We start from the raw sequence: 11,698 nt of genomic DNA on the forward strand, positions 1-11,698 counted from the left end.
TCAGCGCAATGATCACCGGCCCACAGACCGCCAGCAGCACATTCGAGATGGCATAGCACAGGGTAAAGCCGATGACCGGCGCATTGCTGTCGGCGGCTGAAAAAATCTGAATTAGTTGCCGAATGCCCCAGCGCTTCTATATTCACCTAGACCCTGAATCAGTGCATTTCATTGAGCGAGCCCATGCCGACAACGGACGCGTTGATTATCTGCGAGCACTGCGATTGCGTGTATAAAAAATCCACGCTCGGCAAGCACCAGAAAACTATCTGTGTCAGGTGTGGTGGGGTATTGGAGCGCTACAACGGTTTGACCGTGCAGCAGCGCCTGGCGCTCACGTTCACCGCGGCAATATTGTGGCTGTTCGCGAATTTCTATCCGGTGATGAGCATCAGCCTCAAAGGCCTCAAGAACAGCGCGACACTATGGGATTCGGTGGTTGCCCTGAGCCAAGGGCCGATCACCTTCATGGCCATGGTCGCAGCCATATCGATCATCATCGCCCCGGGGTTCCAGCTGGTGCTGCTGGTATGGGTACTGAGCTTCGCTCTGGCCTCCCGTCGCGCACCTGGCTTCAAACCGGCGATGCGCTGGCTGGAAACATTGCGGCCGTGGAGCATGCTCGAGGTGTGCCTGCTTGGCGCAATGGTAGCGGTATTCAAATTAGCCGGCATGCTCGACGTTTTGCCCGGCATCGGCCTTTTCGCATTGGCCGTGCTCAGCCTGCTGATGATCCGCATCGCCGGGCGCGACATCCGCGAGTTATGGGACATCCTATGAATCCGCCACCAACGGCCAGCCAGCTCCACCTGTGCCTGTGCCACAGCTGTGGCCTGGCTTGCGACATGACTGACGAGCCGCACCACTGCCCACGGTGTGATGCCCCCTTGCACCGGCGCAAGACCAACTCCCTGACGCGCACCTGGGCATACATGCTTGCCGCCCTGGCGTTCTATGTGCCGGCCAACCTGTTGCCGGTGATGAACACAACGATGTTGGGTGATGGGGCCGACAGCACCATCATGAGCGGCGTGCTGGAGTTCTGGGAGCATGGCGCGTGGGACATCGCGCTGATTATCTTCATTGCCAGCATCGCAGTACCCGGCATCAAGTTCGTTGCTCTTTCGATGCTGCTGATCACCGTGCAACGTGGCAGCCAATGGGCGCGTAAAGAGCGTTCTAAGCTGTACCGCTTTGTCGAGCTGATCGGGTACTGGTCGATGCTGGACGTGCTGGTGGTTGCCCTGGTGGCCGCACTGGTGAAATTCCAGGCCCTGGGTGACATCGAGCCGCGACCCGGCATTTTGTTCTTCGGCCTGGTGGTGGTCTTCACCATGCTTTCAGCAATGAGTTTCGACCCGCGTCTGATCTGGGAAAGCCCAGCCTCCGAGGAGCCCATGGATGAAACCATCCATCAATGAAGGACCGCAAGATCCGGGGCATGCCCCGGTCAAGACTCGCAGGTTCAGCGTATCGCTGGTGTGGATCGTCCCCATCGTCGCCGTGCTCGTGGGCCTTTCATTGGTCATCCACAGCAAGATGCAGGAAGGCCCGACCATTATCCTTTCCTTCAAGACAGGGGATGGCCTTACCGCCAATAAAACCGAAGTCAAGTATCGCAGTGTGGTCATCGGCCACGTATCCGAAGTCGAGCTCAGCGCCGACCAGAGGAGCGTCAATGCCACAGTCAAGCTGGCCAAGCAGGCCGAAGGATTCACCCGGGAAGATTCAAAATTCTGGGTCGTGCGGCCACGCATCGGCGCCGGGGGCGTATCCGGCATCGACACGCTGCTTTCCGGTGACTATATCGGCGCCGACATCGGCCAGTCCAACAACCGTGTCAGGCAATTCAAAGGCCTGGAAAACCCACCGCCGATTACCTACGGTGAGCCAGGCAAACGCTTCACACTGCACACCCAGGACTTGGGGTCACTGGACATCGGCTCCCCTGTCTACTACCGCAAGATCCCCGTTGGGCAGGTCGTAGCCTACGCGTTGGATGCCGACGGCAAAGGCGTCAGCATCGAGGTATTCATCCATGCCCCGAACGATGCCTACGTTACCGAAAATACCCGCTTCTGGAATGCCAGCGGCATTGATGTGAACGTCGACGCCAATGGTTTCGCGGTGAAGACCGAATCGCTGTCCACGTTGCTGGTGGGGGGAATCGCCTTCCGCGCGCCGGAGTACAGCCCCAACGATACCGCGGCAGCCGAAGACAGAGCTTTCGACCTGTTCGCTGATCAGCAAACAGCCCTGGCCCCACCAAACGGCAAGGCGCATTACCTGGCCCTGCGTTTCGACCAGGCGCTAAGAGGCCTCAAGGTGGACGCACCGGTCGAGTTTCTGGGCGTGGAAATCGGCAAGGTTGTGTCGGTCGATCTGGATTTCGATGAGGCAAAACGCAGCTTCCCGCTCAACGTTGGTATTGTGGTCTACCCCCAACGCCTTGGTCGGGCACACCAGAAGCTGCTCAAAGCGCTTCACCATGATCCTGAGGATATAGCAGCCACTGCACAGATTTTCAGCACCTTCGTCGCTAACGGCCTGCGCGCCCAAGCCCGCAGCGGCAACCTCTTGACCGGGCAGCTTTACATCGCCCTGGACTTCTTCCCCAAAGCGCCCAAAGCCTCCTTCGATACCAGCGCCAGGCCGATCGCGATCCCGACCGTCCCCGGCAGCCTCGAACAGTTGCAGGAGCAACTGCAGGCAATGGTCGACAAGATAAACAAACTGCCGGTGGAGCGCATCGCAAGCAACCTGGACGGCAACCTGGTGGAGTTGCGCAAAAGCCTGGCTCAGTTCAATTCGAAAACCCTGCCTGGCGTGCAGAACACGCTGGCGGATGTCAGCAAGACCCTGCAATCGGCAAACTCGACCCTGGCCGAAGACTCTCCTCAACGGGAAAAGCTGACCGAAACCCTCGACGAGCTCGGGCGCATGTCGCGCTCACTGCGGGAGCTTTCGGATTACCTGGGACGCAACCCCGAATCGCTGATCCGCGGGCGCCCCAACAACGCTGCGCCGATGGATCTACAAGGGCCGCCGCGCAATTGAGCAAAGGAGCTGAGCCATGGCCTTACCCTTCAAGATCACCCTGCTGTTGGCGTGTACGCTGCTGGCCGCCTGCCGCAGCGATCCGATCCAGTTTCACACCCTGACGCCCGCGCAACCGGGCAACGCCCAAGGTGGTGCGGATGTTGTCATCGAGGGCTTGAGTGTTCCGCCGCAAGTGGACCGGCCGCAAATGGTCATCCGCCAGGGCAACAGCGGCCTGGCAATCCTCGAAACCCAATGGTGGGGCGCCAGCCTGGCCGATGAGCTACGCAGTGCCCTGACCGACCAACTGAGCCATGCCGGCGGGCGTCGCAAAGCCTCCGTACGGCTGGAGGTGCAGCGTTTTGATTCGATCCCCGGCCAGTACGGCCTGATCGACGTCAAGTGGCGCCTGCGCGCGGCGGATGCCAGTGAGCTGCTTACCTGCCGTAGCACCCTGCAGACGCCCGCCGGCCCTTCCATCGATGACGTGGTGAGCGCACAACAGCACAATGTCAAACGCCTCGCCAGCTTGATCAGCCGGGCGGCCAGCGGCGACCAAAGCAGCTGTCCTTCAGCCCAGTGAACTTTGCGTTGTTTTACGAACGCTAGCGTACATTCGAGGAGGCTTTCGTGGCCAACTTCACCGTTCTGGTGACTGTGCTTTCGATGGTGCTGGGTTTGTCCATAACCAGGATTCTGTTGGGCCTCATCACCGTTTTTCGGATCCGCCGCACGGCCCGGCCAGACTGGGTAGCGCTTGTGTGGGCTTTCACGCTGTTTCTGTTTCAGCTGCAATTCTGGTGGGCCCTCAATGACCTCTCCACCATCAAGAAGGAATTTTCATTCGGCGAGTTCCTGCTTCTGGTCAGTCTGACCCTTGCGCTATTCAGCGCTGCGGCGTTGATCCTTCCAAGTCGCAGCGAGGACGAACTGAACGGCCTCAAGGTCTACTTTGAGCAGGATGGGCGGTACGCTTTATTGGCGACTTGTATGTACCTCGGATTAGGTAGCGTGATCAATGTCTTGCTCTTCAATGCCTCACCCTTTCAGCTATGGGCAGTATTGGATCTGGTCATGATTACAGTGCCCCTGGCAGCATTCTTTGCAAAGTCTCGCCGGCTCTATGCGCCTCTTACACTGGCCTATCTACTGTTGTCGGTATTCGATATCGCTGTGTCATTGAACTCATAGGCAGACCTGCATTGAGCCAGCCAGGCCGATGGCAGGTTCAACATTTTCAAGGGTTTGGCGGCAGAGGTACGTCGCCTGTGAGGGCAGCAGTGACCATTGTGGGAGCGGGTTTGTCCCGCGAAGAGGCCGGCCCAAAAAATAGAGATGTCTGGCACGGGCTATGCCCGTGTTCGCGGGGCGAGCCCGCTCCCACAGAGACCTTGTCTGGGCTGATCATTGAGTTCGGCCAGCCAGGCCGATGGCAAGCTCAACATTTGACCGTCCACAAATGATCGATACGCGTCGTATAGGATTGGCTCATCATCTCCCTCCTCATCCCCCAGTCCGGGGCTGCCGGCACGCTGGCGGCGCGCATTGTCCCCCTCCCCCAGCGCCCGTTGATGTCATCCATCACCTGCATCAGTCGACCACAGGCCACCGACTGCTTGAGCGCAAACAGGTCCTCTGAAAATTCACCCGGTTGCCGCAAGTCCATCAGCAACACCTCCGCCTTGCTGTACCGGAACCCAGGCCTGAAAATCCGGCCAACCGCATCGGTGGCCAACCGGGTCATCAACAGCGTGTCGCAGGTAGGGTATGGCAGCTCTACCAACGCGCCCTGGGCATGGTGGGCCTCATCCGGGTTGAACATGCCGGTACGAATGCTGACGCGCATGCGCTTGCAAACCGATCCCTGGGCCCGAAGCTTTTCCGCCGCGCGGCCAACGTACGTGGCCACGGCCTGCCTGATAGGCGCCAGCTCGGTCAGGCGCTTGCCGAACATGCGGCTGCAGCAGATCTCCTGCTTTGGCGGTTCGACCTCGTCCAGCTCCAGGCAGGGCGTGCCGGCCAGTTCGCGAGCCGTCTTCTCCACCACCACACTGAATTTCTGCCGCAGCGTCCAGGCATCAGCCTTGGCCAGATCCATCGCCGTATGGATGCCCATCGCCTCGAGGTGGGCGGTCATGCGCCGGCCAACGCCCCACACCTCCTTCACCTCGGTGTTGCGCAGCACCCAGTCGCGCTTGAACGGTTCGGTAATGTCGACCACCCCGCCAGTCTGGGCTTGCAGGCGCTTGGCCATATGGTTGGCCAGTTTGGCGAGGGTCTTTGTGCGGGCGATTCCAACCCCTACCGGTATACCGGTGCACTGCAAGACCCTGGCACGCAGCTTGCGCCCGAAGTGGGTCAGGTTGCCCTGGACGCCGGAGAGATCGGCGAAACATTCGTCGATGCTGTAGACCTCTGTGGCTGGCACCATCGACTCGATCAGCGTCATGACACGCTCGCTCATGTCGCCGTACAACGCGTAATTACTGCTGAAGGCCATGATGCCGTGTCGGCGCAGCTTGTCCTTTGCCTGAAAATACGGTTCGCCCATCTTCACGTATGGCTTAGCATCGTACGACCTGGCGATCACGCAGCCGTCGTTGTTGCTCAACACGACAATCGGGGTCTTGGCCAGGTCCGGCCGGAACACCCGCTCGCAGCTCGCATAGAACGAGTTGCAGTCGATCAGCGCGAAAACCGGGTCACTGCGCATGGTCGCGAACGCTGTAACGCACAACGCCCCAAATGACGAGCTCGTCGCCCTCCATGATGTACCGTGGTGGGTAGGCGGAATTCTCCGATTGCAGGATCACCACGCCATCGCGACGGTGAAGCCGCTTGCAGACCGGCTCGGTGTTGACGGCAGCAATCACCACATCGCCGTGCTCGGCCTCGCGGCCTCGGTCTACGATGACGATATCACCCGAATAGATCCCTGCCCCCTGCATGCTGTCGCCCTCCACTTTCACCAGATACACATGGGGTGCCCGGAGGTCGAATAGCTCATCGAGGGAAATATGGCCTTCCAGGTGGTCTGCAGCCGGTGATGGAAAGCCGGCCGGGACGTGGAACGCATAGAGCGGTAGCGGTTCTGTGAAGCCAGTTGGCGTACCCAGGAATGTGATGGTCATGACGGAAGGTCCAGTGCAAACTGTATGCATATACAGTAAATCTGGCATCGGGTGCCCGGTCAATCCTGGGTGATGAAATTTCTGACGGGCGAGAGGTGGAAAATGTGCGGACGGTACTCGATGTATGAGTCGATGGATCACTACCTGCGCCAGCTGTCGCTGGACCTGGTGGTGATCAATGGTTACGACCATGAGCCGATCAACCGCTACAACATAGCGCCCTCCACGCGCGTGGAAATCGTTCGCCAGGTAGCGGATGGGTTGAGCGTGGATCGCGTCAAGTGGGGATGGTCACCGTTCTGGGCGAAAGGCACACGCCCGGATCCGATCAATGCGCGGGCCGAGACGGTAGCGACGGGGAAGTTCTTCAAAGGCCTCTGGCCGAACGGCCGCGCCCTGGCGCCTGCCAATGGCTGGTTTGAGTGGATCGTCGATCCAGCGGACGCAAAGCGAAAGCAGCCCTGCTACATCACCAGCGCCGACGGCGGCCCGCTCTTCTTCGCGGCGCTGGCCGAAGTGCACCACGGCATTGAACCGGACGAGCGCGACGGGTTCGTGATCATCACTGCAGCAGCCGATCAGGGGCTGGTCGACATCCACGACAGAAAGCCCTTGGTGCTGGCCCCTGAAGTTGCCCGGGAATGGGTGAACCCGGCCACGACGCCCGAGCGCGCAGCGGAGATTATCGAAGCGGGATGCCGGCCTGCTCAGGATTTCCGCTGGTTCCCGGTAGGAAAAGCAGTCGGCAATGTCCGCAATCAAGGACCGGAGCTGATTGAACCTCTCGATGAGCAGGGCCGCCAGGGCAACTTATGGCGTTGAGTTAGGGTGTGGCTGGAGGTGTTCGTCATGACAGTGTTGGCGCTTGCAAGATCGAGCGCCGCCCGCGCGGCGCATCGCGAGCTAGCGCTCGCTCCTACGCTTGTTTCGGGCCAGTAACGCCTGTGCGGGCGCGCGCGACCGCCTGGTTTGTACGACACGATACCGAGCCATGCGCCAAAGCGTTCGCGCACAAATTCCACAGGAATAACTGGCCCGAAACAAATGTAGGAGCGAGCGCAGCTCGCGATGCGCCGCGCGGGCGGCGCTCGATCTGACAAACGCTGAAAATATCAAGGCTGACACCCCCATGCCCAACGCCTCCCCCCCCGCGGATGGCGACCCTTCGTCGTATGGCTTCCAAATTAGCCCACCTGTAAGCCCTTTCAGGTTCCAACGACGCAAAGGTGGGCTGTGGTTCAACGAGCCAAGTGTTACAATCCGCCGCCTAAAATCGGCGCTCAAGGCGCTGACCATCCGAAAACGCCGGCAGGACGACACCCGCCACACCTAGCCACCATGTGCCTGATGCCTGTTATGAACCCCCGTTCATTGCGACCAGCTCGGCCACAGCGTGGAAATGGTGCCCTCTACTTGCGCGAAATGGATCAGCTCCTCCTTGGACTGGAGGGAGCTGGAGAACCTGCCGCCCCGAGTCGAATTGGTCCGACATTGGCCCAAAACGGACCCGAGGGCCTAAATACACCTCTGGAACCCCCGCAGGACAAGCACTTGATTTCTACCGCTAACATCACCATGCAGTTCGGCTCCAAGCCACTGTTCGAAAACGTTTCCGTCAAGTTCAACAACGGCAACCGCTACGGCCTGATCGGCGCCAACGGCTGCGGCAAGTCGACCTTCATGAAAATCCTCGGCGGTGACCTTGAGCCGTCCGGTGGCCAGGTCATGCTCGAGCCGAACACCCGCCTGGGTAAACTGCGCCAGGACCAGTTCGCCTACGAGGAATTCACCGTGATCGATACGGTGATCATGGGCCACGGCCAACTGTGGAAGGTCAAGGCCGAGCGCGACCGCATCTACTCGCTGCCGGAAATGACCGAGGAAGACGGCATGGCCGTCGCCGAGCTGGAAACCGAATTCGCCGAAATGGATGGCTACACCGCCGAATCCCGCGCCGGTGAACTGCTGCTGGGCCTGGGTATCCCGCTGGAACAGCACTTCGGCCCGATGAGCGAAGTAGCGCCAGGCTGGAAGCTGCGTGTGCTGCTGGCCCAGGCACTGTTCTCGGACCCGGACGTGCTGCTACTCGACGAACCGACCAACCACCTGGACATCAACACCATTCGTTGGCTGGAAACGATCCTCACGGCGCGTAACAGCACCATGATCATCATTTCCCACGACCGTCACTTCCTCAACAGCGTCTGCACCCACATGGCCGACCTGGATTATGGCGAACTGCGCCTGTTCCCGGGCAACTATGACGAGTACATGACCGCCGCCACCCAGTCGCGTGAGCAGCTGCTGTCGGACAACGCCAAGAAGAAAGCCCAGATCGCCGAGCTGCAGACCTTTGTCAGCCGTTTCTCGGCCAACGCCTCGAAAGCCAAGCAAGCGACTTCGCGTGCCAAGCAGATCGACAAGATCCAGCTGGCCGAGGTCAAGCCGTCCAGCCGAGTCAGCCCGTTCATCCGTTTCGAGCAGACCAAGAAACTGCACCGTCAGGCAGTGGTCGTCGAGAAAATGGCAAAAGCCTTTGACGACAAAGTGCTGTTCAAGAACTTCGACATCACGGTTGAAGCAGGCGAGCGCGTTGCGATCATCGGCCCGAACGGTATCGGCAAGACCACCCTGCTGCGCACCCTGGTCGGCGAAATGACCCCGGATGCCGGCTCGGTGAAGTGGACCGACAGTGCCGAAGTGGGCTATTACGCCCAGGACCACGCCCACGACTTCGAAGACGACATGACCCTGTTCGACTGGATGGGCCAGTGGACCTCCGGCGAGCAGGTGATCCGCGGCACGTTGGGTCGCATGCTGTTCTCCAACGACGAAATCCTCAAGTCGGTGAAGGTGATTTCCGGCGGTGAGCAAGGCCGCATGCTGTTCGGCAAGCTGATTTTGCAGAAGCCGAACGTGCTGGTGATGGACGAACCGACCAACCACCTGGACATGGAATCGATCGAAGCACTGAACCTGGCGCTGGAAAACTATCCGGGTACTCTGCTGTTCGTCAGCCACGACCGCGAGTTCGTGTCGTCGCTGGCCACGCGCATCATCGAGCTGTCAGCCGATGGCGTGGTCGACTTCAGCGGCACTTACGATGACTACCTGCGTAGCCAGGGCGTGTTGGTCTGATTGCAGCGCAAAGCCTGGCCACCGTGTGTGGCCGGGCTTCTTCGCGAGCTTGCCTGCAAAGAACCGACCACCAGTCCCACCCACTGGTACTACCCGACGAATAATTCGTTAGCCTGCTTTCTTTTCCTTCGCGCAACGGCCATGATGGGACCACGCCCAACCGCCCGCCCGCGAAAGAGCCCATGACAGCGCAACAACCTGCCCCCGCCAGCAACACGCTGCACATCACCCTGCAGATCCTGTCGATCGTTTTCTACACCTTCATTGCCTTCCTCTGTATCGGCTTGCCGATTGCGGTGCTGCCCAGCTACGTGCACGACCAACTCGGCTTCGGCGCAGTGGTCGCCGGGGTTACCATTGGCCTGCAATACCTGGCCACCCTGCTCAGCCGCCCACTCGCCGGCAAGGTGGCGGACACCCTGGGTGGTAAACAGGCGATCCGCTTTGGCTTGCTGGGGATTGCCAGTTGCGGGGTGTTGACGCTGTTGTCGGCCTGGACCCTGAGCGCACCACTGCTGAGCCTGGCCCTGCTGCTAGGCGGGCGCTTGCTGCTGGGCATCGCCCAAGGGCTTATTGGTGTGGCTACCCTGAGCTGGGGTATCAGCCAGGTGGGGCCGGAGCACACTGCCCGGGTAATCTCCTGGAACGGTATCGCCTCGTATGGCGCCATCGCCATTGGTGCGCCCCTCGGGGTGCTGGCCGTGGACGTGCTGGACTTCAGCGTGCTGGGGCCGGCGTTGCTGGTGCTGGCGGCCCTCGCCCTGCTGGTTTTACGCAAGCGCCCCGACGTCGTCGTGGTACGCGGCGATCGCCTGCCGTTCTGGTCAGCGTTCGGCCGGGTGGCGCCGTGCGGCCTGGGCTTGACCCTGGCTTCGATCGGCTACGGTACCCTCACCACCTTTGTCACCCTTTACTACCTTGAACGCGGCTGGGCCGGCGCGGCCTGGTGCCTGAGTGTCTTTGGCGTCTGCTTCATCATTTCGCGGTTGTTGTTCGTCAACGCGGTCAACCGCTTTGGGGGCTACAACGTGGCAGTCGCCTGTATGGCCACGGAAGTACTGGGTCTTGGCCTGCTGTGGCTTGCGCCTTCACCGCCGTGGGCGCTGGTGGGTGCCGGGCTGACCGGGTTCGGGCTGTCGCTGGTGTACCCGGCGTTGGGTGTCGAGGCGATCAAGCAGGTGCCCAGCAGCAGCCGCGGCGCAGGGCTGGGGGCCTATGCGGTGTTCTTCGACATGGCGCTGGCCATCGCCGGGCCGGTCATGGGGGCCGTGGCTGTGCACCTGGGCTATGCCTCGATCTTCTGTGTGGCCGCCCTGCTGGCCCTGGCCGGTGTGGGTCTAACGTTGCTGCTGCGCGCCCGCCGCAGCTGACTGCTCAGCCGGCTCCGGCGCCCCCAGGGCCTGGCGGAAGAATGCCGCCGTCTCGCGTTGCAGCGAATGATGGATATGCCGACGGTCGACGCCGGCGGCATCCTTGCATAACGCCGGCATCCGCGCGGACTGCTCGGTATCGCAATGGGCCATGAACACGAAATGCCCGGCACCGGCCAACAAGCGGTAGTCCGGCGTGATGGGCAGTTTTCGGGCCAGGGGTTCGGCATTACGCTCTACGGCCACCAGTTGGTCACTGTCACCGCTATAGATCAGCACCGGCACGTGAACCCCGAGTAGCGCATGGCGGCCGAACAGCAGGCTCAAAGGTGCCATCAACATGGTGGCGCCCACCCGCGGGTCAGCCTCGGGCACGAGTTCGCTACGGTCGGCAATCAGTATGCCGTGGGTCTTGCAGGCATCGGCGTCGTTCGGGCGCTCCAGGCAGTACTGGCGCAGGCGGTCCAGGTCCGGGCGTGCGCCAGACAGGATCAACGCGGTTTCACCCCCCGCCGAGTAGCCGATCACACCGACCTTGCCGCCATTCAGGTAAGGCCCGACCAACGCATCATCGCGGGCTGCAGTGATGGCAGCACTGACTTGCAGCGGTCGGCCATAGAGGTTGCTCAGGGTACCGAGGCGACTAGGGTCGCGAGCGTTGTCGCCTGGATGCACCACCGCCACCACTACGAACCCCTGGCGCGCCAGCGAGGTCGCCAGGTAATGCAAGGCCAATGGGCTGCCGGTATTGCCGTGCGACAGCAGCAGCAGCGGGAATCGCCCCATGGCGACTGGCGCTTCTTCGGCCACTTCCAGCGGGTAACCCTCTATGCGGGTGCTGCGGGCTTGGCCAGCGGCCGGATAAAAGGCCAGCGCCTGCATGGGCCGGCGGTCGACCGGGTCGGCCAGGGTCATGTGGTGCAGCCCGACGGTCCATGGCGCAGCTTCGGCATGGGCCAACAGGCCGCCGAGCAAGGCCAACGCCATCAGGCTGCGAAGGAGAGTCATCGGCCGGCGGTT

Annotated in this window: 11 protein-coding genes; 8 read left to right on the forward strand and 3 right to left on the reverse strand. The window is 61.2% G+C overall.

The features are described from left to right. Positions 1-183: 183 nt before the first annotated feature. From E8E68_RS17315 to E8E68_RS17335, 5 genes are read left to right on the forward strand one after another with little or no spacing between them, the layout of a single operon-like run. On the forward strand, positions 184-780 hold the full coding sequence (locus E8E68_RS17315; protein WP_266029554.1) for a paraquat-inducible protein A: 597 nt from the start codon (positions 184-186) through the stop codon (positions 778-780). Beyond that, positions 777-1,421, forward strand: coding sequence for a paraquat-inducible protein A (locus E8E68_RS17320; protein ID WP_110742918.1), 645 nt, complete (start codon positions 777-779; stop codon positions 1,419-1,421). The genes E8E68_RS17315 and E8E68_RS17320 overlap by 4 nt, the downstream gene beginning before the upstream one ends. Then, positions 1,402-3,057, forward strand: coding sequence for an MlaD family protein (locus E8E68_RS17325; protein ID WP_266029553.1), 1,656 nt, complete (start codon positions 1,402-1,404; stop codon positions 3,055-3,057). The genes E8E68_RS17320 and E8E68_RS17325 overlap by 20 nt, the downstream gene beginning before the upstream one ends. A 16-nt stretch (positions 3,058-3,073) precedes the next feature. Continuing rightward, positions 3,074-3,622, forward strand: coding sequence for a PqiC family protein (locus E8E68_RS17330; protein WP_280343120.1), 549 nt, complete (start codon positions 3,074-3,076; stop codon positions 3,620-3,622). A gap of 47 nt (positions 3,623-3,669) precedes the next feature. After that, positions 3,670-4,230: a hypothetical protein gene (locus E8E68_RS17335; protein WP_266029551.1), complete on the forward strand. Its 561-nt coding sequence runs from the start codon at positions 3,670-3,672 to the stop codon at positions 4,228-4,230. A 247-nt stretch (positions 4,231-4,477) separates the two neighbouring features. Here the strand turns inward: E8E68_RS17335 and E8E68_RS17340 are convergent, their stop codons facing one another. After that, positions 4,478-5,752 (reverse strand): Y-family DNA polymerase, encoded by a 1,275-nt coding sequence (locus E8E68_RS17340; RefSeq protein ID WP_280343123.1) that lies wholly within the window; start codon positions 5,750-5,752, stop codon positions 4,478-4,480. Then, complete coding sequence (locus E8E68_RS17345) at positions 5,742-6,170, reverse strand: S24 family peptidase (RefSeq protein WP_266029548.1); 429 nt, start codon at positions 6,168-6,170, stop codon at positions 5,742-5,744. The genes E8E68_RS17340 and E8E68_RS17345 overlap by 11 nt, the downstream gene beginning before the upstream one ends. Before the next feature lie 102 nt (positions 6,171-6,272). On the opposite strand from E8E68_RS17345, the gene E8E68_RS17350 reads away from it, so the two are divergent. From E8E68_RS17350 to E8E68_RS17360, 3 genes are all read left to right on the forward strand, one after another. Continuing rightward, positions 6,273-6,992 carry an SOS response-associated peptidase family protein gene (locus E8E68_RS17350; protein ID WP_266029654.1) on the forward strand — a complete coding sequence of 240 codons (720 nt, stop codon included), beginning with the start codon at positions 6,273-6,275 and terminating at the stop codon, positions 6,990-6,992. Positions 6,993-7,721: 729 nt separating this feature from the next. Continuing rightward, entirely contained in the window at positions 7,722-9,308 is a 1,587-nt protein-coding gene (locus E8E68_RS17355; protein ID WP_016715632.1) for an ABC-F family ATPase, read from the forward strand. A 182-nt stretch (positions 9,309-9,490) separates the two neighbouring features. Next, positions 9,491-10,678 (forward strand): MFS transporter, encoded by a 1,188-nt coding sequence (locus E8E68_RS17360; RefSeq protein ID WP_280343128.1) that lies wholly within the window; start codon positions 9,491-9,493, stop codon positions 10,676-10,678. On the opposite strand, the gene E8E68_RS17365 is transcribed toward E8E68_RS17360, so the two are convergent. Next, a complete protein-coding gene (locus E8E68_RS17365; protein ID WP_280343131.1) occupies positions 10,646-11,686 on the reverse strand; it encodes a dienelactone hydrolase in 1,041 nt (346 codons plus the stop codon). The genes E8E68_RS17360 and E8E68_RS17365 overlap by 33 nt on opposite strands. Between the last annotated feature and the right edge of the window lie 12 nt (positions 11,687-11,698).

Source organism: Pseudomonas sp. BN607 (assembly GCF_029871175.1).
Classification (GTDB): Bacteria; Pseudomonadota; Gammaproteobacteria; order Pseudomonadales; family Pseudomonadaceae; genus Aquipseudomonas.

Excerpts from the sequence above, each read along its gene's own strand:
- E8E68_RS17315 (WP_266029554.1), top strand. The coding sequence starts at position 184 with ATGCCGACAACGGACGCGTTGATTATCTGCGAGCACTGCGATTGCGTG.
- E8E68_RS17320 (WP_110742918.1), top strand. The coding sequence starts at position 777 with ATGAATCCGCCACCAACGGCCAGCCAGCTCCACCTGTGCCTGTGCCAC.
- E8E68_RS17325 (WP_266029553.1), top strand. The coding sequence starts at position 1,402 with ATGAAACCATCCATCAATGAAGGACCGCAAGATCCGGGGCATGCCCCG.
- E8E68_RS17330 (WP_280343120.1), top strand. The coding sequence starts at position 3,074 with ATGGCCTTACCCTTCAAGATCACCCTGCTGTTGGCGTGTACGCTGCTG.
- E8E68_RS17340 (WP_280343123.1), bottom strand. The coding sequence starts at position 5,752 with ATGCGCAGTGACCCGGTTTTCGCGCTGATCGACTGCAACTCGTTCTAT.
- E8E68_RS17345 (WP_266029548.1), bottom strand. The coding sequence starts at position 6,170 with ATGACCATCACATTCCTGGGTACGCCAACTGGCTTCACAGAACCGCTA.
- E8E68_RS17350 (WP_266029654.1), top strand. The coding sequence starts at position 6,273 with ATGTGCGGACGGTACTCGATGTATGAGTCGATGGATCACTACCTGCGC.
- E8E68_RS17360 (WP_280343128.1), top strand. The coding sequence starts at position 9,491 with ATGACAGCGCAACAACCTGCCCCCGCCAGCAACACGCTGCACATCACC.
- E8E68_RS17365 (WP_280343131.1), bottom strand. The coding sequence starts at position 11,686 with ATGACTCTCCTTCGCAGCCTGATGGCGTTGGCCTTGCTCGGCGGCCTG.